27 protein-coding genes are annotated in these 25499 nt (G+C 58.6%); 20 read left to right on the plus strand and 7 right to left on the minus strand.

From position 1 onward, the window contains the following. Positions 1-42: 42 nt before the first annotated feature. Positions 43-1206, plus strand: a complete 1164-nt coding sequence (locus tag AC2FD9_RS06675) for a M20 aminoacylase family protein (RefSeq protein WP_496835994.1) — start codon at positions 43-45, stop codon at positions 1204-1206. An 81-nt stretch (positions 1207-1287) separates the two neighbouring features. Here AC2FD9_RS06675 and AC2FD9_RS06680 read toward each other — a convergent pair whose 3' ends face one another. Continuing rightward, a complete protein-coding gene (locus AC2FD9_RS06680; protein ID WP_496835996.1) occupies positions 1288-2586 on the minus strand; it encodes a 3-deoxy-D-manno-octulosonic acid transferase in 1299 nt (432 codons plus the stop codon). Position 2587: 1 nt separating this feature from the next. Then, positions 2588-3595 carry a GTP 3',8-cyclase MoaA gene (gene moaA, locus AC2FD9_RS06685; protein WP_058274374.1) on the minus strand — a complete coding sequence of 336 codons (1008 nt, stop codon included), beginning with the start codon at positions 3593-3595 and terminating at the stop codon, positions 2588-2590. Positions 3596-3685: 90 nt separating this feature from the next. Between moaA and AC2FD9_RS06690 the strand changes: the two genes are divergently transcribed. After that, the gene (locus AC2FD9_RS06690; RefSeq protein WP_058274375.1) at positions 3686-4102 is read left to right on the plus strand and encodes a hypothetical protein; all 417 of its coding nucleotides are present in this window, start codon (positions 3686-3688) and stop codon (positions 4100-4102) included. On the opposite strand, the gene AC2FD9_RS06695 is transcribed toward AC2FD9_RS06690, so the two are convergent. The 4 genes from AC2FD9_RS06695 to glmU are packed head-to-tail and all read right to left on the minus strand — an operon-like array spanning position 4090 to position 8513. After that, a complete protein-coding gene (locus tag AC2FD9_RS06695; protein WP_496835998.1) occupies positions 4090-4776 on the minus strand; it encodes a DNA alkylation repair protein in 687 nt (228 codons plus the stop codon). The two genes, AC2FD9_RS06690 and AC2FD9_RS06695, sit on opposite strands and share 13 nt — an antisense overlap. A gap of 8 nt (positions 4777-4784) precedes the next feature. Then, positions 4785-5327 carry a pyridoxamine 5'-phosphate oxidase family protein gene (locus AC2FD9_RS06700; protein WP_496835999.1) on the minus strand — a complete coding sequence of 181 codons (543 nt, stop codon included), beginning with the start codon at positions 5325-5327 and terminating at the stop codon, positions 4785-4787. Positions 5328-5330: 3 nt separating this feature from the next. Then, positions 5331-7154: a glutamine--fructose-6-phosphate transaminase (isomerizing) gene (gene glmS, locus AC2FD9_RS06705; RefSeq protein ID WP_496836001.1), complete on the minus strand. Its 1824-nt coding sequence runs from the start codon at positions 7152-7154 to the stop codon at positions 5331-5333. A gap of 3 nt (positions 7155-7157) precedes the next feature. Next, positions 7158-8513 carry a bifunctional UDP-N-acetylglucosamine diphosphorylase/glucosamine-1-phosphate N-acetyltransferase GlmU gene (gene glmU, locus AC2FD9_RS06710; RefSeq protein ID WP_496836003.1) on the minus strand — a complete coding sequence of 452 codons (1356 nt, stop codon included), beginning with the start codon at positions 8511-8513 and terminating at the stop codon, positions 7158-7160. A gap of 133 nt (positions 8514-8646) precedes the next feature. Here glmU and AC2FD9_RS06715 point away from each other — a divergent pair, with 133 nt between their 5' ends. From AC2FD9_RS06715 to AC2FD9_RS06725, 3 genes are all read left to right on the plus strand, one after another. Then, a complete protein-coding gene (locus AC2FD9_RS06715; RefSeq protein WP_496695843.1) occupies positions 8647-9318 on the plus strand; it encodes an HAD-IA family hydrolase in 672 nt (223 codons plus the stop codon). 39 nt (positions 9319-9357) lie between these two features. Further along, entirely contained in the window at positions 9358-10548 is a 1191-nt protein-coding gene (locus AC2FD9_RS06720; RefSeq protein ID WP_496695841.1) for a DegT/DnrJ/EryC1/StrS family aminotransferase, read from the plus strand. 156 nt (positions 10549-10704) lie between these two features. After that, positions 10705-11868 carry an isovaleryl-CoA dehydrogenase gene (locus AC2FD9_RS06725; RefSeq protein WP_496736396.1) on the plus strand — a complete coding sequence of 388 codons (1164 nt, stop codon included), beginning with the start codon at positions 10705-10707 and terminating at the stop codon, positions 11866-11868. A gap of 54 nt (positions 11869-11922) precedes the next feature. On the opposite strand, the gene AC2FD9_RS06730 is transcribed toward AC2FD9_RS06725, so the two are convergent. Beyond that, the gene (locus AC2FD9_RS06730) at positions 11923-12528 is read right to left on the minus strand and encodes an OmpW/AlkL family protein (protein WP_109310444.1); all 606 of its coding nucleotides are present in this window, start codon (positions 12526-12528) and stop codon (positions 11923-11925) included. 205 nt (positions 12529-12733) lie between these two features. Here AC2FD9_RS06730 and AC2FD9_RS06735 point away from each other — a divergent pair, with 205 nt between their 5' ends. From AC2FD9_RS06735 to nuoE, 15 genes are all read left to right on the plus strand, one after another. Beyond that, on the plus strand, positions 12734-14197 hold the full coding sequence (locus AC2FD9_RS06735) for an AMP-binding protein (protein WP_496836077.1): 1464 nt from the start codon (positions 12734-12736) through the stop codon (positions 14195-14197). Further along, the gene (locus AC2FD9_RS06740; protein WP_496836005.1) at positions 14187-14987 is read left to right on the plus strand and encodes a hypothetical protein; all 801 of its coding nucleotides are present in this window, start codon (positions 14187-14189) and stop codon (positions 14985-14987) included. The genes AC2FD9_RS06735 and AC2FD9_RS06740 overlap by 11 nt, the downstream gene beginning before the upstream one ends. Next, positions 14984-16588: a carboxyl transferase domain-containing protein gene (locus AC2FD9_RS06745; RefSeq protein WP_496836007.1), complete on the plus strand. Its 1605-nt coding sequence runs from the start codon at positions 14984-14986 to the stop codon at positions 16586-16588. Before AC2FD9_RS06740 ends, AC2FD9_RS06745 begins: the two co-directional genes overlap by 4 nt. Position 16589: 1 nt before the next feature. After that, positions 16590-17015 (plus strand): ASCH domain-containing protein, encoded by a 426-nt coding sequence (locus AC2FD9_RS06750; protein WP_108861587.1) that lies wholly within the window; start codon positions 16590-16592, stop codon positions 17013-17015. Between the two features lie 3 nt (positions 17016-17018). Beyond that, positions 17019-18947: an acetyl/propionyl/methylcrotonyl-CoA carboxylase subunit alpha gene (locus AC2FD9_RS06755; protein WP_496836009.1), complete on the plus strand. Its 1929-nt coding sequence runs from the start codon at positions 17019-17021 to the stop codon at positions 18945-18947. Between the two features lie 66 nt (positions 18948-19013). Continuing rightward, entirely contained in the window at positions 19014-19868 is an 855-nt protein-coding gene (locus tag AC2FD9_RS06760; RefSeq protein ID WP_496836079.1) for a hydroxymethylglutaryl-CoA lyase, read from the plus strand. Between the two features lie 9 nt (positions 19869-19877). After that, positions 19878-20666 (plus strand): crotonase/enoyl-CoA hydratase family protein, encoded by a 789-nt coding sequence (locus AC2FD9_RS06765; RefSeq protein WP_496836011.1) that lies wholly within the window; start codon positions 19878-19880, stop codon positions 20664-20666. Positions 20667-20854: 188 nt separating this feature from the next. Next, positions 20855-21220 (plus strand): NADH-quinone oxidoreductase subunit A, encoded by a 366-nt coding sequence (locus AC2FD9_RS06770; protein ID WP_037307878.1) that lies wholly within the window; start codon positions 20855-20857, stop codon positions 21218-21220. Next, positions 21211-21744, plus strand: a complete 534-nt coding sequence (locus AC2FD9_RS06775) for a NuoB/complex I 20 kDa subunit family protein (protein WP_037307875.1) — start codon at positions 21211-21213, stop codon at positions 21742-21744. Before AC2FD9_RS06770 ends, AC2FD9_RS06775 begins: the two co-directional genes overlap by 10 nt. Before the next feature lie 11 nt (positions 21745-21755). Then, positions 21756-22361, plus strand: a complete 606-nt coding sequence (locus AC2FD9_RS06780; protein WP_058274390.1) for an NADH-quinone oxidoreductase subunit C — start codon at positions 21756-21758, stop codon at positions 22359-22361. Continuing rightward, positions 22361-22534 carry a hypothetical protein gene (locus tag AC2FD9_RS06785; protein WP_058274391.1) on the plus strand — a complete coding sequence of 58 codons (174 nt, stop codon included), beginning with the start codon at positions 22361-22363 and terminating at the stop codon, positions 22532-22534. Before AC2FD9_RS06780 ends, AC2FD9_RS06785 begins: the two co-directional genes overlap by 1 nt. A gap of 1 nt (position 22535) precedes the next feature. Further along, a complete protein-coding gene (locus AC2FD9_RS06790) occupies positions 22536-22667 on the plus strand; it encodes a hypothetical protein (protein WP_496836014.1) in 132 nt (43 codons plus the stop codon). Beyond that, positions 22667-23890, plus strand: a complete 1224-nt coding sequence (locus AC2FD9_RS06795) for an NADH-quinone oxidoreductase subunit D (RefSeq protein WP_496836016.1) — start codon at positions 22667-22669, stop codon at positions 23888-23890. The genes AC2FD9_RS06790 and AC2FD9_RS06795 overlap by 1 nt, the downstream gene beginning before the upstream one ends. Further along, positions 23887-24363, plus strand: coding sequence for a hypothetical protein (locus AC2FD9_RS06800; protein ID WP_282119181.1), 477 nt, complete (start codon positions 23887-23889; stop codon positions 24361-24363). The genes AC2FD9_RS06795 and AC2FD9_RS06800 overlap by 4 nt, the downstream gene beginning before the upstream one ends. Then, a complete protein-coding gene (gene nuoE / locus AC2FD9_RS06805; protein WP_496836018.1) occupies positions 24363-25469 on the plus strand; it encodes an NADH-quinone oxidoreductase subunit NuoE in 1107 nt (368 codons plus the stop codon). The genes AC2FD9_RS06800 and nuoE overlap by 1 nt, the downstream gene beginning before the upstream one ends. Positions 25470-25499 lie beyond the last annotated feature (30 nt).

The following is a 25499-nucleotide window of genomic DNA, read 5'->3' on the forward strand; positions in this document are numbered from 1 at the left end:
GGCGGAGCAGCAGGCCGGAAAACCAACAGTTAGGAGACCAACATGCCGATCAAAAACCGGTTCGCCGAGTTGCAGGGTGAAATCACCGAGTGGCGACGCGATATTCATGAAAACCCGGAAATCCTGTTCGAAACCCACCGCACCAGTGCTTTGGTCGCCGACAGGTTGCGGGACTTTGGCTGTGATGAAGTGGTGACAGGTATCGGCCGTACCGGAGTTGTCGGCGTGATCAAGGGCAAGACGGACACAAGCGGCAAGGTGATCGGGCTGCGGGCGGATATGGATGCGCTGCCGATCCACGAGGCGACGGGGGTGGACTATGCCTCAAAAACCGATGGCGCGATGCACGCCTGCGGCCATGACGGGCATACGGCGATGTTGTTGGGGGCCGCGAAATACCTGTCCGAGACGCGCAATTTTGACGGCACTGTGGTCGTGATCTTCCAGCCAGCCGAAGAAGGCGGCGGCGGAGGGCGTGAGATGTGCGAAGACGGCATGATGGACCGCTGGGGCATTCAAGAGGTTTACGGCATGCACAATTGGCCAGGTCGTCCGGTGGGCAGCTTCGCCATTCGGCCCGGGGCCTTTTTTGCGGCAACAGATCAGTTCGATATCACTTTCGAAGGGAAAGGCGGGCACGCCGCCAAGCCGCATGAAACGGTCGACACCACCGTGATGGCGGCTCAGGCTGTCTTGGCGCTGCAGACCATTGCATCGCGCAATGCTGACCCGATTGATCGTCTTGTGGTTTCGGTCACGTCGTTTGAGACGTCGTCAAACGCGTTCAATGTGATCCCCCAATCGGTGAAGATCAAAGGGACCGTGCGCACGATGAGCAAGGAAATGCGCGACTTGGCTGAAAAGCGCGTTCAGGAAATCTGCGCAGGTATCGCCACCACTTTTGGTGGTCAGGCCGATGTGACCTATTACCGGGGTTATCCGGTGATGGTAAACAGCGACGAGCAGACCGATTTTGCAGCGGATGTCGCGCGCTCGGTGTCTGGAAACTGTGACGAAGCGCCCTTGATCATGGGCGGTGAAGACTTTGCCTTTATGTTGGAAGAACGGCCCGGAGCGTACATCCTGGTTGGCAATGGCGACACAGCGGCTGTGCATCATCCCGAATATAATTTTAACGACGAGGCGATTCCGGCTGGATGCAGCTGGTGGGCCGGGATCGTGGAACAACGGATGCCCGCGGCCTGATGACGGCGTAGGGAAGCGAGGGGGTAGCCCCTCGCGCTCCACGGGATATTTATGGCCAGATGAAGGTGGACCCTTGCTGCGTCAGGTGAGGTTGAGCGTATCGCTCAGGGTGTTGATCACATCGTCCAACGCGGATTTCTGGTTGTTTACGCAGGATTTCGCGCCAGCCCGCGCTTTGTCCAGCGCAGTGTCGTCTGACACCCAATTCGCAACTGCATCCGCGAGTTGCGGGGCGGAATTGACCTCGGTCGCGCCGCCGCTTTCGATCAGTGGCGCGAAGGTTTCCGCAAAATTGAAGTACCCAGGACCAGTGATCACAGCGGCACCGACCTGTGCGGGCTCAAACGGGTTGTGACCGCCGATTTCCTTGAGCGAGCCGCCCAGGAACACGATTGGGCACAATGCGTACCATGTGCCAGTTTCGCCCAGTGTGTCAGCGACGTAAACTTGAGTCTGCGGCGCGATCTTGTCGCCCTTGGTGCGGAAGGCGGCGGACTGCCCGGCGGACTCGAGCAGATCTGCAACCTCTGACCGTCGTTCGGGGTGCCGGGGGATCAGCAGAAGCAGCAGATCGGGCCAGCGTTGCAACAGCTTGGCATGCGCGGCCAGAACCGTTTCTTCCTCACCTGCATGGGTCGAACTGGCGATCCAGATCGGGCGGTCGGCGATTTGAGCGCGGATATCGCTCAGCGTGGTCCGATCGACCGGCAGGGGGTCCGACATGGCTTTGAGGTTGGTGCCGGGCTGTACCCGATCGGGGAGTGCACCCATGTCGATAAGATTTCCCGCCGTCTTGTCATTCTGGGTTAGGAACAGTGTGAAATGGTCCAGAATAAATCGCGCGGTTTTGGGTCGCTTCTTCCATCCCTCGACCGAGCGATCCGATAGACGCGCGTTGAGCAGCGCCAGCGGAACCTCGCGCCGAGATGCTTCGACAATCAGGCGTGGCCAGATTTCACTTTCGACGAAGACGCCGGCGTCAGGGCGCCAGTGATCCAAAAAACGCTTCACCGGTCCGGCTGTGTCTAGTGGTGGGAATTGATGGCGTGCGCGCGGTGGCATTCGTTTTTCGATCAGCGCGGCCGAAGTTGGGGTTCCGGAGGTAATCAGAAACTCAGCCTGGGGCAGGCCTTCGCCCAGACGTTTGATGAGGCTGATGACGGACAGAGTTTCGCCAACGCTGGCGGCGTGGAACCAGATCAGCTGCCCATCCGGGCGGGTTTGCGTGGCGTGGCCAAGGCGTTCCTGCTGGCGCGTTTCGGGAACGCCCGCCGTCTGCAGCTTTTTGCGAACCGTGCGCCATGCCAGCGGGGCCGCAACGGAAGTCAGGCCGCAATACAGCTTGTACAGCAGCGTTGGCTGGTCGGGGTTGTTTGGCACTTTAGCCGCCCGTGTGGCTCATGTGGCGGCTCATCTGGCCGTCGACGGCCTGACGGGAATAGTCGAAATCATGCCCTTTGGGCTTGAGGGTGATCGCGGACCTGATTGCCTCTTCCAATGATTTATCACTGTCGGGATGATCGCGCAGCGGGGCGCGCAGGTCGGCCATATCCTCTTGCCCAAGGCACATGTACAGCTCACCGGTGCAGGTCAGGCGCACGCGGTTGCAACTTTCGCAGAAGTTATGCGACAGCGGAGTGATAAAGCCGATTTTCTGGCCCGTATCCTCAAGCCGTACATAACGCGCAGGGCCACCAGTCCGTTCGGCCAGATCCGTGACGGAATAGTGTTTTTCATATTCCTTGCGCACATCTTCAAGAGACCAGTACTGGTCCAGGCGGTCTTCGTTTCCGATATCGCCCATGGGCATGACCTCAATCCAGGTCAGATCCATGTCACGCTCGGCACACCATTCAGTGATCTTTGGCAACTCGGGTTCATTGAACCCTTTCAAGGCGACCGCATTGATCTTGACCCGGAGACCGGCTTTCTGCGCGGCGTCGATCCCGTTCAGAACCTGTTTGAGCCGTCCCCAGCGGGTGACCTTGGCAAATTTATCCTCGTCCAGCGTATCCAGCGATACGTTCACGCGACGCACACCTGCGGCGTACAGATCATCGGCAAATCGGTGCAGTTGCGAACCATTGGTGGTTAGCGTCAGCTCTTTCAGTGCGCCGCTGTCCAGATGTCGGGTCATCGAATTGAAAAATGTCATGATATTGCGGCGCACCAGAGGCTCACCGCCGGTGATGCGCAACTTTTCAACACCCATGTTCACAAAGGTCGAGCACATGCGGTCAAGCTCTTCCAGCGTCAGCAGGTCTTTCTTGGGCAGAAAGGTCATGTCCTCGGACATGCAATAGACACAGCGGAAATCGCAGCGATCCGTAACGGATACGCGGAGATAGGTGATGGCACGTGCGAACGGGTCGATAAGCGGAGCTGTCATGCGACATAGGTAAAGCTGCAACCGCCCTGCGACAAGGGCGAACTGCGCTTTGCGCTGGAACAGATGCGCGCAGGGCGATAGGTTTGCGTCATGAGATATGCGCTTTTGGCTTTTTGTGTTCTGGTGGCGGGATGTGACACCGTGCGGTCGACCACCGATCGTGTCTTTGGTGGTGACAAGCCCCCCGAAGAAGCAGAACCAGCCGTTGTAGAAGAGGTGGTCGAGCCGCAACCCGTTGCCGTTGCCGCCACTGGTTGGCTCGGTCCAAAAACCACGATTGCCGGTCTGGGAGATCCCACAACACCTGGTCGATGGCTGGAAACGTCTTTGGTGGAGACTGAATTCACCGGGCGCGTGGTTGTGCCGCGGACAGGCGCGCAGGCCTATATCACGCTGATTCCGGCATCCGGGCCAGCCGGGGGCGGCAGCCGCCTTTCGCTGGATGCGATGCGGGCACTGCTGTTGCCATTCGATGAATTGGTTGAATTGGAAGTTTATTCCAACTGACCTTTCAGATATTTGCCAGCCTCTTTTCGTGCGAACGGTTTCATCGCATCTCCATGTGCCTTCAGAAAGGCAATGACGCGGTCCGCGTCGTGCTTGGACAGCTCCCGCAGCCACCACGCAACAGACTTTTGAATGAACCAGTCGCGATCGGGCACATAGCCTGCAGCCCAACCCAGAATGCGGTCTCGGCGTTGCAGGTCTACCGGTTTGGGGTGGTTCTGCTTGGTCCAGGGCAGGGTCGCCACCAGCGCCGCGCGCCTGGTCCACATGTGGTCCGATTCTGTCCAGCTTTCCACCTGATCCAGCCGCGAAGGGTCGGCTGACAGGCGCTTTTGCATCGCCATGCAGGCGTGATCCGCCACAGCCCAGGCATCAAAATCCGGCAACCAGCTTTGCAGCAGGTCCCAAACGGCATCATCCGGTCGGATGCGCGCCTGTGTCAGCAGTTTTGCGGCGGCAATACGTCCTTCGTGAATATTGGTTTGCCACAGCGCATCTGCCAGTTCGACGCGCGCTGCTACATCCATCTCCTGTCGCCAGGTTTTGGTCAGATCATTCAGGATCGGGTTTGCCACGCCCAGATGGGGGCGGTCGGCCTTGTGGTAGGCCGCCATTTGTTCGGCGCGCTCGGGATCGGAATGGGCTTTGATCTGGTCCAGATAGGCTTCAAGCATCAATAAACTCAGGGTCGGGTGCGCGTTGGTTTGCCATCAATGGTCTGATGGTTCTTTTCAACCCAGTAGGATTGGATCTGCTCGTCGGACTTGCCATCGACCCATTTCTGCATCGTGTCGCGTTCGGACTGATATCCCATGAACGGCACGGCATAGCCGCACGAAGTCTGGACCACATCGATATCCAGATCATAGATCTGACGCGCGCTGCGGTGATCAGGGAAAAGGCCAGCCAATTCATCCCAGCCATCGTCCCCCACATGCAGCGTGCGCGCGGTGCCATAGGTTCTCAGGATCATGGGGCGGGTCGTGAACGAACACCACATCAGCGTCATGCGGTTCGCTTCAAGCAGATGACCGGCGGTTTCGTTGCCGCTGCCGGTCAGGTTCATCCAGGCAATCCGGTTCGGGCCAAGAACGCGTAGCGAATCCATGCCCTTGGGCGAGATGTTGACCCGTCCGTCGGGTGCCGCAGTGCCGACGAAGAACATGTGCTGTTCTTCGATGAATTTACGCTGCCCGTCGTCCAGTTCCGGAAATTGCTTGGCCATGTCTCACTCCACTGTAACCGATTTTGCCAGGTTGCGCGGCTGGTCCACATCTGTGCCTTTGGCCACCGCCGTGTGATACGCCAGCAGTTGCGCCGGCACCGAGTAGAGGATCGGCGCCAGGCTGGGGTGGACATGCGGCATCCGGATGATGCTCCACACGCCATCTTCAGCCTCGGCAATCCCGTCATCGTCCGAGACCAGAATGACCTTACCCTTGCGCGCCATCACCTCTTGCATGTTCGACACCGTTTTGTCGAACACGGCGTCGCGCGGGGCCATGACCACCACAGGCATGTTCTTGTCGATCAGGGCGATTGGTCCGTGCTTCAGCTCACCCGAAGCATAACCTTCGGCGTGGATATAACTGATTTCCTTGAGCTTCAGCGCCCCCTCCATCGCCAGCGGATACATCAGGCCGCGACCCAGGAACAGAACGTCGCGGGCTTCGGACAGGCGCTGTGCGGACGTCTTGATGGCCGGATTCTGATCCAGCGCTGCATTCATCACCGTTGGCAGGCCGCGTAGCGCGGCATAGTGGTCGGCCAGCTCGTTGTCGGTCAGCGTACCACGATCCGCAGCCGCCTTGAGCGCCATCATCAGCAGAACGCTCAGTTGACACGTGAACGCCTTGGTCGAAGCCACGCCGATCTCAACGCCCGCATGGATGGGCAGGGCGATATCGCTTTCGCGGGCGATCGAACTTTCGGGGACGTTGACGACCGAGACGATCTTGTCCGCCTTGCCTTCGCAATAGCGCAGTGCCGCCAGAGTGTCGGCAGTTTCACCCGACTGACTGACGAACAGCGCCATCGTGCGCTCCGTGATCGGAGGTTCGCGATAGCGGAACTCGCTGGCGATATCGACCTCGACGGGCATTTGGGCCAATTGCTCGAACCAGTATTTCGCCGTCAGGCAGGCGTAAAATGCGGTGCCACAAGCCACCATGGTCAAACGATCCAGTTTGGTGAAATCCAGATCGGCGCCAGGCAGAACCACCTGATCACCACCACTTGGCAGGTATGACCGGATCGCGTCGGCAATCACGATGGGTTGTTCGGCAATTTCCTTGGCCATGAAGTGTTTATGGCCGTTCTTTTCGGTCTGTGTGTGGTCCAGTTTGATCTGGCGAGTCTCGCGATTAGCCAATTCACCGGCTTCGTTGCGGATTTCCAGAGAGGTTCGGGTCAGAACAGCCCGGTCGCCTTCCTCAAGATAGGTGATGCGATCCGTAAGCGGGGCCAGCGCAATGGCGTCTGAGCCCACGTACATCTCACCATCTCCGTGACCGATCGCCAAAGGTGATCCCTTGCGCGCGGCGACGATCAGATCGTCCTGACCGTCGAACAGAAAGGCCAGCGCAAACGCACCAACAAGCTGATCGATGGTCTTGAAGGCGGCCTCAACCGGCGACAGGCCTGTCTTAAGGTAATACTCCGTCATCAGGGCGACGGTTTCGGTGTCCGTCTCGGTCGCGAAACCGATGCCATGTTCGGCCAGTTCTGCCCGCAACTCACGATAGTTTTCGACGATACCATTATGAACAACCGCCACAGGGCCGGCCTGATGCGGGTGCGCGTTGGTCACCGACGGTACGCCATGGGTAGCCCAACGGGTATGACCAATACCGGATTTGCCGGGCAGCGGGTCGTGCACCAGCAGATCGCTCAGGTTGACCAACTTGCCGACCGCCCGACGACGTCCAAGCGTGCCACCATTGACCGTGGCAATCCCGGCGCTGTCATAGCCACGATATTCAAGACGTTTTAGCGCCTCGACCAAAGTTGGCGCGGCCTCATGCTCACCCAGTACACCTACAATTCCACACATAACTCAGGCTCCCTTGTTGCGGCGAGCCTTCTTCGCCTTCAACATCTCAAACAATTTGCGCGCATAGCCGGGCTTGTTGTCCTGCTTGGCACGTGCCACGGCCAGCGCGTCGGGTTCTACATCCCGCGTGACGACTGTACCTGTTGCGGTCATCGCGCCGTCACCGACAGAAACCGGGGCAACTAGCATAGTGTTGGAGCCGATAAAGACGTTCTCTCCGATGGTCGTCTGGTGCTTCATCACGCCGTCATAGTTACAAGTGATCGTACCCGCGCCGATATTGGTCGACGCTCCAACCGAGGCGTCGCCGATATAGCTGAGATGGTTGACCTTAGCGCCTTCAGCGATCTGGGCATTCTTTGTCTCAACGAAATTGCCGATACGGGTGTTTTCGGCCAGTTCTGTACCTGGGCGCAGGCGCGCGTAGGGGCCGACGATGGCACCGCGGCTGACATGACACCCTTCCAGATGCGAAAACGCACGGATCGTCGCGCCGCTTTCGACGGTAACGCCGGGGCCGAAGACGACGTTGGGTTCGATCACCGTGTCTCGGCCTACGATCGTGTCAGCGGACAGATAAACCGTTTCGGGGGCCATCAGCGTCACGCCCAAAGCCAACAACTCATTGCGCGCACGGGTCTGAAACTCGGCATCGGCCGCAGCCAGATCAGCACGAGAGTCCACGCCCAGCGTTTCAGCCTCATCGCATTTGATGGCAGTTGCCGACAGACCGCGCGCATTTGCCAGTGCCACGATTTCGGTCAGGTAGTATTCACCCGAGGCGTTATCGTTGCCGACCGCGTCAATCAATTCGAACAGTACTTTTGCGTTGCAGGCCAGTAATCCACTGTTGGTAAAGCGAATGGCGCGCTGTTCTTCGGTTGCGTCTTTGTATTCAACGATTTCGACCAGTTTTTCGCCATCCATGATCAATCGGCCATAGCGGGGTTGAACTTCGGCAATATCAAAGCCCAGCATGACCAGATCAAAGGATGCGCGCGCCTCAATCATACGCTCCAGTGTTCTGGGGTCGATAAAGGGCGTGTCGCCGTAAAGGATGATCACATCGCCATCGAAATCGGCCAGTGCATCCCGCGCCTGCGCAACTGCATGCGCTGTTCCAAGCTGTTCTTCCTGAACGACAATCTGCGCGGCTTCATCCTCGGAAGTGGCGGTCCTAGCAACCTCCTCAGAGCCGTGACCAGTGACAATAACGGTTCGTTCGGGTGACAGCACCGCACCGGCGCGCATCGCGTGCACCAACATCGGCGTTTGGGCAATCGGGTGCAAAACTTTCGGGGTATCCGAATTCATCCTGGTGCCTTTTCCGGCGGCAAGGATAACAAGGGCGATGGTCATAAAAACGATTTCTCTTTGTGTTTTGTTGCGGCCCGTTTTATCCGCTGAGTTCAAAGTCGCAAGCGGTTCGGGCATCAAACAAGATTGCCGTTTGCAACACTTATGGCGAAGTCTCGCCGAATTAGGGGGCAAAATGCGTACGGTTATCTTCGATCTGGACGGGACCTTGGCCGATACATCGGGCGATTTGCTGGCCGCCGCCAACCACTGTTTTCGGCATATGGGGCATGGGGATGTGTTGGTTCACGGCGAAGATGCGGGCGTTGCGCTGCGCGGTGGCCGAATGATGCTGACCCATGGGTTGAAACGGGTGGGCGCTTATGACGATGCAACGGTTCAAGACTACTACCCGATGCTGCTTGAAGCGTATTCCGACGATATCGACACGCATACCCATTTCTACCCTGGCGCGCTGGACGCAGTGGAAATGTTGAAGTCCGCAGGTTACGGGGTTGGCATCTGTACCAATAAGCCTGAAGCCTTGGCCCATCAGTTGCTCACGCAGATGGGAGTGCGTGACCTGTTTGCCTCTTTAGTTGGTGCAGACACGCTGTCGGTGCGCAAGCCTGATCCGGAACCGCTGCGTGAAGCTGCACGCCGGGCGGGTGGTCATCCTGATTTATGTGTTCTGATTGGCGATTCCGACACTGACCGAAACACGGCCCGCGCCGCGGGTGTGCCGTCGGTATTGGTTACCTTCGGCCCGTCCGGCGATGATATGGCCGCGCTGGAACCCGAAGCTCTGCTGCACCATTTCCATGATTTACCAGAATTGGTTGCAGAGTTGATTGGCGCGGCCGCGTAATCCCTTGACCCGAACGTTTTGCAGGACCAGAACACTCTTATGACCGAGATATTCACTGGCAGCTTCACACAGCAGGAACCCATTCCAGAAGAGGCGGTTGAGGCCGCGCTGGCGGTACTGCGCCACGGGCGTCTGCATCGTTATAACGTCGTACCTGGCGAATTGGGCGAAACCGCCCTGCTGGAACAGGAATTTGCCGCCCAGACAGGTGCCAAATACTGTCTGGCCGTGTCCTCGGGCGGCTATGCGATGGCAACGGCACTGAGGGCCGTGGGGGTCAACCCGGGGGACCCGGTGCTGACGAACACGTTCACTCTGGCACCTGTGCCCGGATCTATTGCTTCGGTCAGTGCGCGCCCCGTTTTTGTGGGTGTGACCGAAGACCTTACGATTGATCTGGACGATCTCGAAACCAAGCTGGATCAGGCCCGCGTTTTGATGCTGAGCCATATGCGTGGTCATCTGTGTGACATGGATCGGCTGATGCAGATGTGCGATGCCGCAGGTGTCACGGTGATCGAGGATTGCGCCCACACAATGGGCGCTGCGTGGCATGGGCAGGTTTCGGGCCGACAAGGCGCGATTGGCTGCTATTCCTGCCAGACCTACAAACACGTCAATTCGGGCGAGGGCGGCTTGCTTATCACCGATGATGAGGAACTGGCGGCAAAGGCAACGATGCTGTCGGGGTCCTACATGCTGTACGAACGCCACCTTGCGGCACCGGGGCCAGAGGTGTTTGAGCGGATCAAGTATCATACCCCCAATGTCTCGGGGCGAATGGATAATCTGCGGGCCGCAATCCTGCGCCCGCAATTGCGCGATCTGGATCGGCAGATCGAACGCTGGAACGAACGCTATTTCGAAATCGAAAAAGGCCTGCGCGAGACGCCAGGTCTGAGCGTTGTCGACCGGCCAGAGGCCGAGACATTTGTCGGTTCCTCGATCCAGTTCCTGTTGCTCGATTGGTCGGCGGAGCGGGTAAACGAGGTTATCCAGCGCTGCGCGGCCCGGGGGGTCGAGCTTAAGTGGTTCGGCGGGGCCGAGCCGAACGGCTTTACATCGCGCTATGACAGCTGGCGATATGCCGACAGCGCGCCGATGCCAAAAAGTGATCGAATCCTCGCCGGGATCGTCGACATGCGCGTTCCCTTAACCTTTTCGCTTGATGATTGCGCGCTGATCGCACGGATCATTCGGGCAGAGGTGAGCGCAGTGTATCAGTCGTAATCCAATCGAGTGCGCGTGACGCGCACGCTTTATTTGTATGAAACCGCCGCCCCGATCAGGGCGGCGGTTTGTTTTTGGGATGCCGTCGTTGACCCAATTCAGATTCGCTGCTATTTATTGAACAACTGTTCATTAATGCGAAAGAGGAGATCGCTTATGTTCACGGCGGCCATGCAATTTGATCTGGGCGAGGACGTGAATGCCCTGCGTGAAATGGTACACCGGTGGGCGCAGGAGCGGGTCAAGCCGATGGCGGGTGACATCGATGCCTCGAACGCATTTCCAAACGAGCTTTGGAAAGAGATGGGCGATCTGGGTTTGCTCGGCATCACTGTGTCCGAGGAATACGGTGGGGCAGGGATGTCCTATCTGGCCCACACCGTTGCGGTGGAAGAGGTTGCGCGTGCATCGGCCTCGGTCTCTCTGTCTTATGGGGCGCATTCGAACCTGTGCGTCAATCAGATCAAGCTGAACGGTAATGACGAGCAAAAGGCGAAATACCTGCCGCGCCTGATCTCGGGCGAACATGTTGGTGCGTTGGCCATGTCCGAGGCTTCCGCCGGATCCGACGTTGTGTCGATGAAGTTGCGTGCGGAAAAACGCAATGATCACTACCGGCTGAACGGCAACAAATACTGGATCACCAACGGGCCGGACGCGGATACGCTGGTCGTATATGCCAAGACCAACCCGGAGGCCGGATCGAAGGGCATCACCGCGTTTCTGATTGAGAAGGAGATGAAGGGCTTCTCGACCTCGCCCCATTTCGACAAGTTGGGGATGCGCGGTTCGAACACGGCCGAGCTGATCTTTGAAGATGTCGAGGTGCCGTTCGAAAACGTTTTGGGCGAAGAGGGCAAGGGCGTCGCTGTTTTGATGTCCGGGCTGGACTACGAACGTGTGGTTCTGGCCGGAATTGGAACCGGCATCATGGCGGCCTGTCTGGATGAGATCATGCCCTATCTGGCTGAGCGTAAGCAGTTCGGCAAACCGATCGGCAGCTTTCAACTGATGCAGGGCAAGATCGCCGATATGTACACCGCGATGAATTCCGCACGGGCCTATGTCTATGAGGTCGCCAAGGCTTGTGACCGGGGCGACGTGACCCGTCAGGATGCGGCTGCGTGCTGTCTTTATGCTTCAGAGCAGGGCATGTCGCAGGCGCATCAGGCTGTTCAGGCGATGGGTGGGGCAGGGTTCCTGTCTGACTCGGCGGTCAGCCGGATTTTCCGCGATGCCAAGCTGATGGAGATTGGCGCGGGCACCAGCGAAATCCGCCGGATGCTGATCGGGCGGGAACTGATGAACGAGATGCGCTGAGAGAAGAAAACGCTTCGCAGATGAGGGAACTGCGAAGCGCTTTCCTTGTAAGGATCAGAACTTATGAACGTAGGATACGCCGACAAGGAAGGGATCGATATCGGCTTTGCCGATCTTGGTTCCGTTCAGCTTGACGTCCGTGTCAATGTCGAACCAGCGTACGTTCAGACGGACAGCGCCATTGTCCGAGACCATGTAGTCCAGACCGGCCTGCAGCGAGACACCGAAAGAGTCATCGACCTTCAGATCACCCAGTGCGGACTGCTCGTCGAAGAAGATGGTGTAGTTCAGACCGGCACCGACATAGGGCTTCCATGCGCTGTTGGTCGGGAAGTGATAGTTCAGCGACAGGGTGGGCGGCAGGTGCTTGACGGTGCCAGCCTCGGTGCTTCCGCCCAGGGTTACGGTGTGCTTGAACGGTGTCGCGGCCAGCAGTTCGATGCCAAGATTGTCACGGATGAAATACTCGGCAGTGAAGATCGGGCGGGTGTCCGAGTCGATCTCGGCCTTTTGTCCGGCCAGCGTGCCATTGTCGGACTTGGGGTTGAGGTAACCGACACCGACACCGACGGTCCAATCACCCTGCGATTGGGCAAAGGCGGGGGCAGCAAGCGCCACCAGCGCGGTGGAAAGTGTCAAAGCGGCGAGTTTGTTGGTCATGGTCTTGCCTTTGGTTCAGTTGATGAGATTGAATTGACAGCCGCGTGGTCCGCGCACTCTGATCTGCATCAAATTTGTGTGAGAGGGTCATCGGAGGCTTCTCCGGTAAGGCCCTTGAAAATAAGGGAATTGCAGCGTGCCAGAAGCTAATCGCATACCGGGTTTGCGTTCAGCGGGGGGCTGGGACGTGCCATCTCGTCTGAATATGGCGCGCCAGTGTCTTGATCACGCACCGGATCAGGTCGCCGTGATCGACTTGACCGGAAGCGACGAGCGGCGCGTCACCTACGGGCAGCTTGCTGAAATGACAGACGGAATCGCGCGCGCGCTGTCGAAGAAAGTGCAGCCGGGGGATCGCGTGGGCGTGCTGCTCAGCCAGTCACCGTGGTGTGCGGCGGTGCATCTGGCGATCTGGAAGATCGGTGCCATCTCGGTGCCGTTGTTCAAACTGTTCAAGCAGGATGCTTTGCGATCCCGAGTGGGTGATGCCGGGGCGCAGGTTGTGCTGACCGACCCGGACGGCGCGACGCTGTTAGGCGACTTGGCAGAACCGCTCATGGCGGACCAAATTGGTGAAGACGGGGGCGTAGTTCCTTTTGCCGACACCGGGCCAGAGGATCCGGCGGTGTTGATCTATACCTCTGGCACCACGGGCAGCCCGAAAGGCGCGTTGCATGGCCACCGGGTACTGACTGGCCACCTGCCGGGGGTTTCGATCAGCCATAACAACCTGCGAAAGGGCGACTGCCTGTGGACACCGGCCGACTGGGCCTGGATCGGCGGGTTGTTCGATGTGTTAATGCCCGGTCTTGCGCTGGGCGTTCCGGTTGTGGCGGCCCGGCTGGACAAGTTCACCCCCGAAGCCTGCGCGGATGTAATCGCGCGCGTTGGTGTGCGGAACGTGTTCTTTCCCCCAACGGCCCTGCGGATGCTCAAGGCCTCTCATCAGGCGATTTCCGGGCTACGCTCAGTCGCGTCTGGGGGTGAGCCGCTGGGGGCCGAGATGTTAGCATGGGGGCAGAAGGCCTTCGGTCTAACGATCAACGAATTCTACGGCCAGACCGAATGCAACATGGTTGTCTCTTCCTGCTCAGATGACTTCCCGGTGCGGCCCGGCTGCATAGGCAAACCGGTCCCGGGGCACGAAATTGCGGTGATCGACGAGGACGGCAACCCGACGGCTGATGAGGGTGACGTGGCCATCCGGCGAGGCTCGGCCTCAATGCTGTTGGAATATTGGAACCGCCCCGAGGCAACGGCTGAGAAATTTCGCGGCGATTGGCTGATTACCGGCGACCGCGGTGTGTGGGAGGGTGAGTACCTACGTTTCGTAGGGCGCGACGATGATGTCATCACCTCGTCCGGTTATCGTATCGGCCCGGCAGAGATCGAGGATTGCCTGCTGACCCACCCGGCGGTGGCAACGGTGGGCGTGGTCGGCAAGCCTGACAAGCTGCGGACAGAAATCGTCAAGGCATATGTGGTTTTGAAACCGGCGGCCGACGCCTCGGAATCCGAGTTGCAGGAGTGGGTTAAAACTCGCCTTGCGCATTATTCTTACCCCCGTGAAGTAGCTTTTGTGCAAGAGTTGCCTTTGACCGTGACCGGAAAAGTAATCCGAAAGGAATTGAAGCGTCGCGCGTCTGAGGAGGGAAATCATGGCGGATAAGTCCAGTATCAGAACGGGGATTGAATTCAGCGCGACGGCAATTGCGGTCATTGGCGCTGCTTGGGCCGGTAAGGCTTACTTCGAGACGTGGATGCGGGACACAATCGATAAAGCCGTCGAAGACAAAATTGCAGTCATAGAGCAACTGCAACTGGCAGACCTTCTAGTTTATTATGATTATCCCGACGAGGCTATCTCTGAATTGCGCAAAGTAGCCGGTCGAGTGGCGAGCCTTGATGACGAAGACAAACGAAAAATTGCATTTTACGACAACTATTTAGATGCGATCTCTGCCTCTTACAGCACCTTGAAATATGAACCCGAAATTCGCATGCTGAGAAGTGTCTTCAGCACCGAGATGCAAACCGACGGATGGCATGATGAAAATCTGGCCTATGTCTCGATGTTCCTGCCGGAAGCGCAAGCGGATGAGAATTTTTACAATCGCGAAGTCGTCGGGCGTTTCAAACTTACCGTGAGCCAGTACGAGGCGGACGGCGACTATGACGCAATGGGAGGCGCCTATCACAACCTATCCCTGGCCTATTTGTGCCGCGGGGATAACGAAGAGGCCATCGAGGCGATGGAGATGGCGGCCGAGATGCTGCCATTTGACTACTATTTTATGGTCCCGATGTCGGATCTGGAAGATTTTCTGGAAGAGCCAGAGATCAAAAAACTTGACGCAGTTTGTTCCAGCAACGTGGCGCAAGGTTACGCGCGTCTGATGCAGAGCTTTGCAGTCAGCGAAAACCCCGTTCGAGATTTTCTAAGAGAGTACACAAGATGAAGCTTCGATCCTCTGCTTTGCCCTCGTCCAAAGGCTTCCGGGAAAACCGCGCGGCTCATCTGGACGCGTTGGAGCAAATTGCCGACGCCGCCGAGGCCGCCCGCATGGGCGGCGGCGAAAAATCCCGCGCACGGCATGAATCGCGGGGCAAGATGCTGCCGCGTCGTAGGGTGGCGAACCTGTTGGACCCGGGGTCGCCGTTCCTTGAGATCGGCGCGACGGCGGCGCATGCGATGTATGGCGACGCCGCTCCCTGTGCCGGGGTAATTGCAGGGATTGGCCGGGTGCAGGGGCAAGAGGTCATGGTGGTGTGCAACGATGCCACCGTGAAGGGTGGCACCTATTATCCGATGTCAGTCAAAAAGCACCTGCGCGCGCAAGAGATTGCCGAGGAAAACCAACTGCCCTGCATCTATCTGGTCGACAGCGGGGGCGCAAACCTGCCCAATCAGGATGAGGTGTTTCCCGATCGCGATCACTTTGGCCGCATCTTCTATAATCAGGCGCGGATGAGCGCGAAGGGCATCCCGCAAATCGCTGTGGTGATGGGGTCGTGTACGGCTGGCGGGGCCTACGTGCCTGCGATGTCGGATGTAACGATTATCGTCAGGGAACAGGGCACCATCTTTCTCGCCGGACCACCTTTGGTCAAGGCCGCGACGGGTGAGGTGGTCAGCGCCGAAGACTTGGGTGGCGGAGATGTCCATACGCGCCTGTCCGGGGTGGCGGATTATTTGGCCGAGGATGACGCCCACGCGCTAGCTTTGGCGCGGCGGGCCGTCGGATCGCTGAACCGGCGCAAGCCACAGACGGTGGATTGGGCCAACCCCGAGGATCCGGCCTATGACCCCGAAGAGATTCTGGGCGTCGTCCCAGCCGATCTGCGCACGCCCTATGACATTCGCGAGGTGATTGCGCGGTTGGTCGATGGCTCGCGCTTTGACGAATTCAAGCCGCGCTTTGGTGAGACGCTGGTGACAGGGTTCGCTCATGTCAAAGGCTGCCCGGTTGGGATCATCGCCAATAACGGCGTGCTGTTTTCCGAGGCGGCACAGAAGGGCGCGCATTTCGTCGAGCTGTGTTCGCAGCGCAAAATCCCCTTGGTATTCCTACAGAACATCACTGGCTTCATGGTTGGTCGCAAATACGAAAACGAAGGCATCGCGCGGCATGGGGCCAAGATGGTGACGGCGGTGGCCACCACCAATGTGCCCAAAATCACCATGCTGGTGGGTGGCTCGTTCGGAGCGGGTAATTACGGCATGTCGGGCCGGGCTTACCAACCGCGGTTCCTATGGACATGGCCGAACTCGCGCATTTCCGTGATGGGTGGAGAGCAGGCGGCGGGTGTTCTGGCTACCGTCAAGCGGGACGGGATTGAACGACAAGGCGGAACTTGGTCGGCGGAAGAAGAGGCCGACTTCAAGCGCCCCACGCTGGAGATGTTCGAAGAACAATCCCATCCGCTCTATGCCTCGGCTCGACTGTGGGACGACGGAATTATCGACCCGCGCAAAAGCCGGGACGTGCTGTCCTTGTCGTTAAACGCGGCACTGAATGCGCCGATTGAGGAGACACGCTTTGGCGTGTTCAGGATGTAAGATGAGCACCGACCTGGAAAAAATAAAAGCGCGTTATCCCGATGCACAGACTTTCAAATTCGGCGACAGTGCAATCATGAGTGCCGAGCTTTTAGCGCTGGTTCGGGCAGGGCAAAAAACGGCAACCTGCGGCGCTCTGCGCGATTATCCCGAAGGCAGCCTTGATACCCCGGTTGTTGGGCGGCGCGATATTGCCCTTGAATGGGATGATCGTCCCGCATTGGTGATTGAGACGGTCGAAGTTTCGATCTGCCGCTATTGTGACATGACCGAAGACTTCGCCTTGGCCGAAGGTGAAAACGAAACGTTAGACGGGTGGCGTGAGGATCACCGGCGTTACTTTGAGCGTAACGGCGGGTTTGATCCCGAGATGGAATTGCTTTGCGAACGGTTCCGCCTGATCGAAGACCTGGTGGATAAGGGCTAAACTATGTTCAATAAAATCCTGATTGCCAACCGGGGCGAGATTGCTTGCCGGGTGATGGAAACCGCTCAGAAAATGGGCGTAACTTGCGTGGCTGTGTTTTCTGATGCTGATGCGTCGGCCAGGCATGTGCAGATGGCGGACGAAGCTGTTCATATTGGTGGTGCGGCGCCGGCTGAGAGCTATCTCAAGGGCGACGTGATCATTCAAGCCGCGCTCGATACTGGGGCGCAGGCGATCCATCCGGGTTATGGATTTCTCTCGGAAAACCCTGATTTCGTGGATGCGGTCGCGGCGGCTGGCCTGACCTTCATTGGCCCTTCAGCGGATGCGATCCGCAAGATGGGTCTCAAAGACGCGGCCAAGGTATTGATGGAGCAGGCGGGCGTGCCGGTTGTTCCGGGATATCACGGCGACAATCAGGATCCCGAGCATCTGGCGGGTGCGGCCGACACGATTGGCTATCCGGTCCTGATCAAGGCCGTCGCGGGTGGCGGTGGCAAAGGCATGCGGCTGGTCGAGCGGCCCGCAGATTTTACCGAGGCATTGGACAGCGCCCGGGGTGAGGCCCGCACCGCCTTTGGCAATGATGCTGTTCTGGTCGAAAAATTTGTCTCCAAGCCCCGCCATATCGAGGTTCAGGTATTCGGTGATGGCACTCATGCCGTGCATCTGTTTGAACGCGACTGTTCCCTGCAACGGCGACATCAGAAGGTAATCGAAGAAGCTCCGGCTCCGGGCATGACCGTTGAGATGCGCGAGGCGATGGGGCAGGCGGGCGTGCGTGCCGCCGAGGCCATTGGTTACAAAGGCGCGGGGACGGTTGAATTTATCGTGGATACCTCGGACGGGCTGCGTCCGGACCGGTTCTGGTTCATGGAGATGAACACACGTTTGCAGGTCGAACACCCGGTGACCGAGGCGATCACCGGCGTGGACCTTGTCGAATGGCAGTTGCGTGTCGCGGCGGGCGAGAGCCTGCCGAAGCAGCAGAGTGACCTGTCGATCTCAGGCCATTCCTTCGAAGCGCGGCTTTATGCCGAGGACGTGCCAAAGGGCTTTCTGCCGGCGACCGGTACACTGACCCATCTGCGCTTTCCGGCGGCATGCCGCGCAGATAGCGGCGTGCGTGCGGGTGATACGATCAGCCCCTGGTATGATCCGATGATCGCGAAGGTGATCGTGCACGGCCCCACACGCGCTGTCGCATTGGAACAATTGCATCGCGCCCTGAAAGGCACTGAGGTTGCGGGGACAGTCACGAACCTTGGCTTTCTGGGCGCACTGACGCGGCATCCGGGCTTTGCCGTCGGTGATGTTGATACTGGCCTGATTGGTCGCGATCTGGATGTGCTGGCCCGTGCAGAGCCGATCCCGGCGTCTTCGATCGTCGCGGCCGCGATGACGGCTTTGGATCTGGTGGATACAGATGAGGAAACAGGGTTTTCGCTATGGGCCCCGCTGCATCGCGCGGTCCAGTTGCGGGCAGGTGATGATATTGATCTGGACGTTCAGGTAGAAGATCAGAACCGTCAGGTCTGGCAGGTCGGAGAACACACGATCCTTGCCCAGCGCGGTCCGGGCGGTTGGATGATCGACGGAGCCCCTATGCCGCGCGTGTCTGTCTCGGGTTCGCAGATCACAGTCTTTGAAAACTATGGTCAAGTCCTGGAAATTGTTGATCCATTGGACCGCGATGCCGGTGCCGCTGGCGACACCAATGTGATTGAGGCCCCGATGCCGGGTCTGGTCAAAGCTGTCTTTGCGCAGGTGGGTCAAGCCGTGCAAGAAGGCGACCGGCTGGCAATCCTTGAAGCCATGAAAATGGAACATTCCCTGCAGGCTGCCCGTGACGGCATCGTTGCCGAAGTGCTGGCTGATGCCGGGGCGCAGGTCGAGGCTGGGGCCGCGTTGGTCCGGCTGGAGGAGGAATGAACTGTCCCCTTCTCGAACAACGTGGCACAGTCGGATCGAATGCGGCAATCAGAGAAGGACACTGCAATGGGTGAACGGGTCGAAATCTTCGAAGTAGGTCCGCGCGACGGTCTGCAAAACGAAAAGCGTGAAATTGCCGTGGCGGAAAAAGTGGCGCTGGTCGATTGCCTGAGCAAGGCCGGTTTTAACCGCATCGAAGTGGCCAGTTTTGTCTCGCCCAAATGGGTGCCGCAAATGGCGGGCAGCGCGGACGTGTTGGCCGGGATCAAACGGGCCGACGGCATCCGGTACGGAGCGCTGACACCGAACATCAAGGGATACGAAGACGCTTTGGCCGCAAAGGCGGATGAGATCGCGGTATTCGCTTCGGCTTCGGAAGGGTTTTCAAAAGCCAATATCAACGCGACTATTGAAGAATCCATCGACCGCTTTGCCCCGATTCTTGAAGCTGCGCGCCACATCGACCTGCCAGTACGTGGGTATGTGTCCTGCGTGACTGATTGCCCCTATGACGGACCAACACCGCCCGAGAAAGTGGCTGAAGTTGCGGACCGGCTGTTCTCGTTGGGATGTTACGAAGTATCGCTGGGGGATACGATCGGGCAGGGCACGCCCGACACTATCGCACATATGTTGCTGGCCGTGCGCGAACGCGTTCCGATGACGCGGCTGGCGGGGCATTTCCACGACACCAACGAGCGGGCCATCGACAATATCGACGCTGCGCTGGCGCTGGGCGTTCGGGTTTTCGACAGCGCCGTTGGCGGTTTGGGCGGGTGTCCTTACGCGCCGGGCGCTGCCGGAAACGTCGCCACCGAAGCTGTTGTGGCTCATTTGGAGCGGCTTGGATATCAGACCGGCCTCGACCTTGCGGTCATTGAAGAGGCCGCGCAGATGGCACGCGCCATGCGATCCGAGTAAGGAGCGGACATGTTTGAAACGATTGCGGTGACCACGGACGCGCGTGGTGTGGCCACTCTGACTCTGAACCGTGCCGACAAGCACAACGCCATGTCGGCGCAGATGATCACCGATCTTACGCAAGCCGCGCACCAGCTTGGAACCGACGACGCCGTGCGTGTTGTTGTACTGACCGGAGCGGGCAAAAGCTTTTGTGCTGGCGGTGATCTTGGGTGGATGCAATCTCAGATGGCGGCAGAATCCGAGACCCGGTTTGTCGAGGCGCGTAAGCTGGCCGAAATGTTGCAGGCGCTGAACACGTTGCCCAAACCGCTAATCGGCACGATCCACGGCAATGCCTTTGGCGGCGGTGTGGGATTGGCGTCGGTTTGTGACGTAGCGATCGGAGTGGAAACGGTCAAAATGGGGCTGACAGAGACCAAGCTGGGGCTGATCCCGGCCACGATTGGCCCCTATGTCATCGCCCGCATGGGCGAAGCCCGCGCGCGGCGCGTGTTCATGTCGGCCCGGGTCTTCGAAGCCGCAGAAGCGGTAGAGCTGGGCCTGCTGGCCAGAATTGTGCCCGCTGCCGACCTGAATGATGCGGTTGAGTCCGAAGTCCTGCCCTATCTTGCCTGTGCACCCGGCGCGGTGGCATCGGCCAAGCAATTGGTTCGCCAGCTGGGGCCGCGTATTGACGATGCCGTGATCGACCACACGATCCGCGAGCTGGTTGACAGGTGGGAAACCGAAGAGGCCAAGGAGGGAATCGGCGCATTCTTTGAAAAAAGAAAACCTGCATGGATTAGTAAGGTTTAGGCGCCACTTGTGATGTGGCCGCGATTGTATGGGTGACCTTCTGTGACAGAGCTTCGATAAGTCGAATATTAACCCCCTGTGCGTTTGTGTTCGGTTGACCCTCTGACCCCGCAGGGATAGAGAATGTCCAGTCAACACGCCAATTGACGGCGCTCCCTTTCAGGGTATGCGCAGGAAAGGAGCTGTACGTGGAAGACCTATTGCGGGAGTATCTCCCGATTCTGGTGTTTCTGGCCGTAGCTGTGGGCCTTGGAATCGTTTTGATTCTGGCGGCAGTCATTCTGGCGGTCCGCAATCCCGACCCCGAGAAAGTCAGCGCATATGAATGTGGTTTCAACGCGTTCGATGATGCGCGGATGAAGTTTGATGTCCGGTTCTATCTGGTCGCGATTCTCTTCATCATATTCGACCTGGAAATCGCGTTTCTGTTCCCCTGGGCTGTCGGCTTCAAGGACATCAGCGATGTTGGCTTCTGGTCCATGATCGTGTTCCTGGGCGTTCTGACCATCGGCTTTGCCTATGAATGGAAGAAGGGGGCCCTGGAATGGGAGTGATGACGGGTGCAAACACCGCCGGCGTCGACAAAGAAGTCGCCACCCAGGCCCTGAATGCCGAGCTGCAGGACAAAGGGTTTCTGCTGACCTCGACCGAAGACATCATCAACTGGGCTCGCACCGGCTCGCTGCACTGGATGACTTTCGGTCTGGCCTGCTGCGCGGTTGAGATGATGCACACCTCGATGCCGCGTTACGATGCGGAACGGTTTGGCATCGCACCCCGTGCTTCCCCCCGTCAGTCGGACGTGATGATCGTGGCTGGCACCCTGACCAACAAGATGGCCCCCGCTCTGCGCAAGGTTTATGACCAGATGCCCGAGCCGCGCTATGTGATCTCAATGGGCTCCTGCGCCAATGGTGGCGGCTACTACCACTACTCATATTCCGTTGTGCGTGGCTGCGACCGTATTGTTCCAGTGGACATCTACGTCCCCGGCTGCCCCCCGACCGCTGAGGCGCTGCTGTACGGTCTGATGCAGTTGCAACGCAAAATCCGCCGTACCGGCACCATCGTGCGCTGAGGAGAGAGTTGATGAGCGAAGCACTCAAAGAACTCGGCACCCAGCTGGAGTTGAAGCGAACTGATTGTGTTCTGTCCTGGGACGTAACCCATGGTGAGTTGAACGTAGATGTGGCGCTGTCGAACGTTGTGGAATTCATTGAATTCCTGAAGTCCGACCGCGGCTGCCAGTTCTCCACGCTCGTCGATATCACCGGCGTCGACTACCCGGAACGGGCCAAGCGTTTTGACGTGGTTTATCACTTCCTGTCGATGTATCAGAACCAGCGCATTCGCCTGCGGGTCTCGATCCGCGAAGAGGACATGGTGCCTTCGATCGTGGATGTGCATCCCTCGGCCAATTGGTTTGAGCGCGAAGTGTTCGACATGTTTGGCATCCTGTTCTCGGGCCACCCGGATCTGCGGCGCATCCTGACCGACTATGGATTCCGTGGTTATCCGCTGCGCAAGGATTTCCCAACCACAGGATACACCGAAGTTCGATATGACGAGGCCCAAAAGCGCGTTGTGTATGAGCCGGTGTCGCTAGTCCAGGAATACCGTCAGTTCGATTTCATGTCCCCGTGGGAAGGCGCGAATTACATACTGCCGGGTGATGAAAAGCAGGAGGCCGAATAATGGGTGGCATTTGGTGGCTGATCCTGTCTGCGCTGACCATCATCCCGATGGTGAAGATATTGCCGTTTTTCGGGATCAATAAATTCTGGTGCCTTCTTTGTCTGGTTCCCTTCGGCACGATCGCGTTGCTTTGGTGGGTCGGGCTGAAACTGCAAGAGTTGGAGCGCCGATAAGATGCTGATGCTGCTGGGGGAACTGATCGCTTTGGGTGCGCTGGGGGTCTTGCTGGCAGGGGCTGCGGCCAAGGCTGCCGAGGCGGAAAAGGTCCGGGTTCGGGCTGATGTGAAAAAGAAACGGGGGCGTTGATGGACGGCTCAAGATACGATGACGGCAGCACTGACGCGCTGAGCGGAGAACAGAAGATCCGCAATTTCAACATCAACTTCGGCCCGCAACACCCAGCGGCGCACGGGGTTTTGCGTCTTGTGCTTGAGCTGGACGGCGAGATCGTTGAACGCTGTGACCCGCATATCGGCCTGCTGCACCGTGGCACCGAAAAGCTGATGGAAAGCCGAACGTATCTGCAGAACCTGCCGTATTTCGACCGTCTGGATTATGTGGCGCCAATGAACCAGGAGCACGCCTGGTGTCTGGCCATCGAAAAGCTGACCGGCGTCGAGGTTCCGCGCCGTGGCTCACTGATCCGGGTTTTGTATTCCGAGATCGGGCGTATTCTGAACCACCTTCTGAACGTGACCACGCAAGCGATGGATGTGGGCGCGTTGACCCCGCCTCTGTGGGGCTTTGAAGAACGCGAAAAGCTGATGGTGTTCTATGAGCGTGCCTGCGGTGCCCGCCTGCACGCGGCTTATTTCCGGCCCGGTGGTGTGCATCAGGACCTGCCGCCCGAACTGCTGGACGATATCGAGGCGTGGAGCCACGAATTTCCCTCCGTTTTGGACGACATAGATGGCCTATTGACCGAAAACCGCATCTTCAAGCAGCGCAATGCCGATATCGGTGTCGTGACCGAGGAAGATATCCAGAAATACGGCTTCTCGGGCGTGATGGTGCGTGGATCGGGTCTGGCATGGGACCTGCGACGCGCGCAGCCCTATGAATGCTATGACGAGTTCGAGTTTCAGATCCCCGTCGGCAAAAACGGTGACTGCTATGACCGTTACCTGGTCCGAATGGAAGAGATGCGTCAATCGCTGTCGATCATCCAGCAGGCCATTGTCAAAATCCGTGACTGCCCCGGTGACGTCCTGGCACGCGGCAAGATCACTCCGCCGAAACGTTCGGACATGAAAACCTCGATGGAAAGCCTGATCCATCACTTCAAGCTGTACACCGAAGGCTTCCATGTGCCCGCAGGCGAGGTCTATGCCGCCGTCGAGGCCCCCAAGGGTGAGTTCGGCGTCTACCTCGTCGCTGATGGCACCAACAAACCTTACCGCGCCAAGCTACGCGCGCCGGGTTTCCTGCACCTACAAGCCATGGACCATATCGCCGGGGGCCACCAACTGGCTGACGTGGCCGCGATCATCGGGACGATGGATGTTGTGTTCGGAGAGATTGACCGGTGAGACGCCTTGTTTTGATCCTGGCGCTAGCAGCCGCCACACCGTTGCAGGCCGCCTCGACCCATCCGACGGCAAAAGTGCTTGAGGTGATGCGCGAAAACGGCTGCCGGCTGGATGTATCGCGCGCCGAGGAAGCCTTTTCTGCCCATGACCTGCGACCCGAAGATGTCAGCGCTGTGATTAATTCCTGGGCTGAACAGGGGGTGGCCGGGCTGGACGGTGCGACATTCGAAATTGCTCCGGCGATCTGCGGTGCGCATGGGCTTGCGCCAGAGGACACGGCGGGCCGTGCCGATGCACTTTATGATTTTGTGCGTCTGAACGGGTGCCGCATGGTCGACGAAGAAGCTCAGATCAAATTGCGCCCCGCCGGTTTTACTCAGGCCGAAACGCCTGATCTGATTGCCCGCCTTGTCAATCAAGGCCGCGCGCATCAGGAAGACCCCTATATTATCGTGATCGGAGATGCCTGCTAATGCTGCGCCGTCTGCACCCCGAACAACCTGAAAGCTTTGCCTTCACTGCTGCCAACCAGCAGTGGGCCACAGCACAGATCACCAAATATCCTGACGGCCGTCAGGCCAGCGCGGTTATCCCGCTGCTTTGGCGCGCGCAGGAACAAGAAGGCTGGCTGAGCCGTCCCGCGATTGAATCTGTCGCCGACATGCTGGGCATGGCCTATATCCGGGTGCTCGAGGTTGCGTCGTTCTACTTCATGTTCCAACTGCAACCGGTTGGATCTGTCGCGCATATTCAGGTCTGCGGAACGACCTCCTGCATGATCTGCGGGGCCGAAGACCTGATCGCGGTTTGCAAGGAGAAGATCGCTGCCAAACCGCATGAGCTTTCAGTTGATGGTAAATTGAGTTGGGAAGAGGTGGAATGCCTTGGGTCCTGCACCAATGCGCCGATGGCGCAGATCGGCAAGGACTATTACGAAGATCTGACCGCTGACAGTTTTGGCAAGATCATTGACGATCTGGCCGCAGGCAAGGTGCCGACACCGGGTCCGCAGAATGGCAGATACGCGGCAGAACCGCTGAGCGGTCTGACCAGCCTCACGGACTACGATGCCGGAAAACCGCAGTACAATGCCAGTGTCGAACTGGCCGAAGTACTTGGTGATACGGTCAAACGCATCGACGGGACCGAGGTTCCGATCCTGACGCCATGGCTGGGCAAAGACGGCAAGGCTGCGGCGACCAAGGCCGCGCCAAAGCCACCAAAGGCGCCGGCACCCGCCAAACCCGCCGTGAAGCAGGCGGAAGAGGCAAAGAAGGCCCAGATCAAAGAGGATCAGCCCGAAACTCTGACCGCCGCGCGGGATGGCAAAGCGGACGACCTCAAGATGCTAAAAGGGGTCGGGCCCAAGCTTGAACAGACGCTGAACGAACTTGGCTTTTTCCACTTTGACCAGATCGCAGCATGGACGCCGGAACAGGTGGCCTGGGTAGATGCGCGGCTGAAGTTCAAGGGTCGGATCGAGCGGGACGGTTGGATCGAACAAGCAGCCCAACTGGCGACAGGCGAAGAAACCGAATTTGCAAAACGTGCCAAAGAAGACGGCACCTACAAAGACTGAATAGGACGGTGCCCGTTCGGGGCATCAAGG

It is taken from the genome of Ruegeria sp. YTSC230 (assembly GCF_059609665.1).

Excerpts from the sequence above, each read along its gene's own strand:
- AC2FD9_RS06675 (WP_496835994.1), top strand. The coding sequence starts at position 43 with ATGCCGATCAAAAACCGGTTCGCCGAGTTGCAGGGTGAAATCACCGAG.
- moaA (WP_058274374.1), bottom strand. The coding sequence starts at position 3,595 with ATGACAGCTCCGCTTATCGACCCGTTCGCACGTGCCATCACCTATCTC.
- AC2FD9_RS06690 (WP_058274375.1), top strand. The coding sequence starts at position 3,686 with ATGAGATATGCGCTTTTGGCTTTTTGTGTTCTGGTGGCGGGATGTGAC.
- AC2FD9_RS06695 (WP_496835998.1), bottom strand. The coding sequence starts at position 4,776 with ATGCTTGAAGCCTATCTGGACCAGATCAAAGCCCATTCCGATCCCGAG.
- AC2FD9_RS06700 (WP_496835999.1), bottom strand. The coding sequence starts at position 5,327 with ATGGCCAAGCAATTTCCGGAACTGGACGACGGGCAGCGTAAATTCATC.
- glmS (WP_496836001.1), bottom strand. The coding sequence starts at position 7,154 with ATGTGTGGAATTGTAGGTGTACTGGGTGAGCATGAGGCCGCGCCAACT.
- glmU (WP_496836003.1), bottom strand. The coding sequence starts at position 8,513 with ATGACCATCGCCCTTGTTATCCTTGCCGCCGGAAAAGGCACCAGGATG.
- AC2FD9_RS06715 (WP_496695843.1), top strand. The coding sequence starts at position 8,647 with ATGCGTACGGTTATCTTCGATCTGGACGGGACCTTGGCCGATACATCG.
- AC2FD9_RS06720 (WP_496695841.1), top strand. The coding sequence starts at position 9,358 with ATGACCGAGATATTCACTGGCAGCTTCACACAGCAGGAACCCATTCCA.
- AC2FD9_RS06725 (WP_496736396.1), top strand. The coding sequence starts at position 10,705 with ATGTTCACGGCGGCCATGCAATTTGATCTGGGCGAGGACGTGAATGCC.
- AC2FD9_RS06730 (WP_109310444.1), bottom strand. The coding sequence starts at position 12,528 with ATGACCAACAAACTCGCCGCTTTGACACTTTCCACCGCGCTGGTGGCG.
- AC2FD9_RS06735 (WP_496836077.1), top strand. The coding sequence starts at position 12,734 with ATGGCGCGCCAGTGTCTTGATCACGCACCGGATCAGGTCGCCGTGATC.
- AC2FD9_RS06740 (WP_496836005.1), top strand. The coding sequence starts at position 14,187 with ATGGCGGATAAGTCCAGTATCAGAACGGGGATTGAATTCAGCGCGACG.
- AC2FD9_RS06745 (WP_496836007.1), top strand. The coding sequence starts at position 14,984 with ATGAAGCTTCGATCCTCTGCTTTGCCCTCGTCCAAAGGCTTCCGGGAA.
- AC2FD9_RS06750 (WP_108861587.1), top strand. The coding sequence starts at position 16,590 with ATGAGCACCGACCTGGAAAAAATAAAAGCGCGTTATCCCGATGCACAG.
- AC2FD9_RS06755 (WP_496836009.1), top strand. The coding sequence starts at position 17,019 with ATGTTCAATAAAATCCTGATTGCCAACCGGGGCGAGATTGCTTGCCGG.
- AC2FD9_RS06760 (WP_496836079.1), top strand. The coding sequence starts at position 19,014 with ATGGGTGAACGGGTCGAAATCTTCGAAGTAGGTCCGCGCGACGGTCTG.
- AC2FD9_RS06765 (WP_496836011.1), top strand. The coding sequence starts at position 19,878 with ATGTTTGAAACGATTGCGGTGACCACGGACGCGCGTGGTGTGGCCACT.
- AC2FD9_RS06775 (WP_037307875.1), top strand. The coding sequence starts at position 21,211 with ATGGGAGTGATGACGGGTGCAAACACCGCCGGCGTCGACAAAGAAGTC.
- AC2FD9_RS06780 (WP_058274390.1), top strand. The coding sequence starts at position 21,756 with ATGAGCGAAGCACTCAAAGAACTCGGCACCCAGCTGGAGTTGAAGCGA.
- AC2FD9_RS06785 (WP_058274391.1), top strand. The coding sequence starts at position 22,361 with ATGGGTGGCATTTGGTGGCTGATCCTGTCTGCGCTGACCATCATCCCG.
- AC2FD9_RS06790 (WP_496836014.1), top strand. The coding sequence starts at position 22,536 with ATGCTGATGCTGCTGGGGGAACTGATCGCTTTGGGTGCGCTGGGGGTC.
- AC2FD9_RS06795 (WP_496836016.1), top strand. The coding sequence starts at position 22,667 with ATGGACGGCTCAAGATACGATGACGGCAGCACTGACGCGCTGAGCGGA.
- nuoE (WP_496836018.1), top strand. The coding sequence starts at position 24,363 with ATGCTGCGCCGTCTGCACCCCGAACAACCTGAAAGCTTTGCCTTCACT.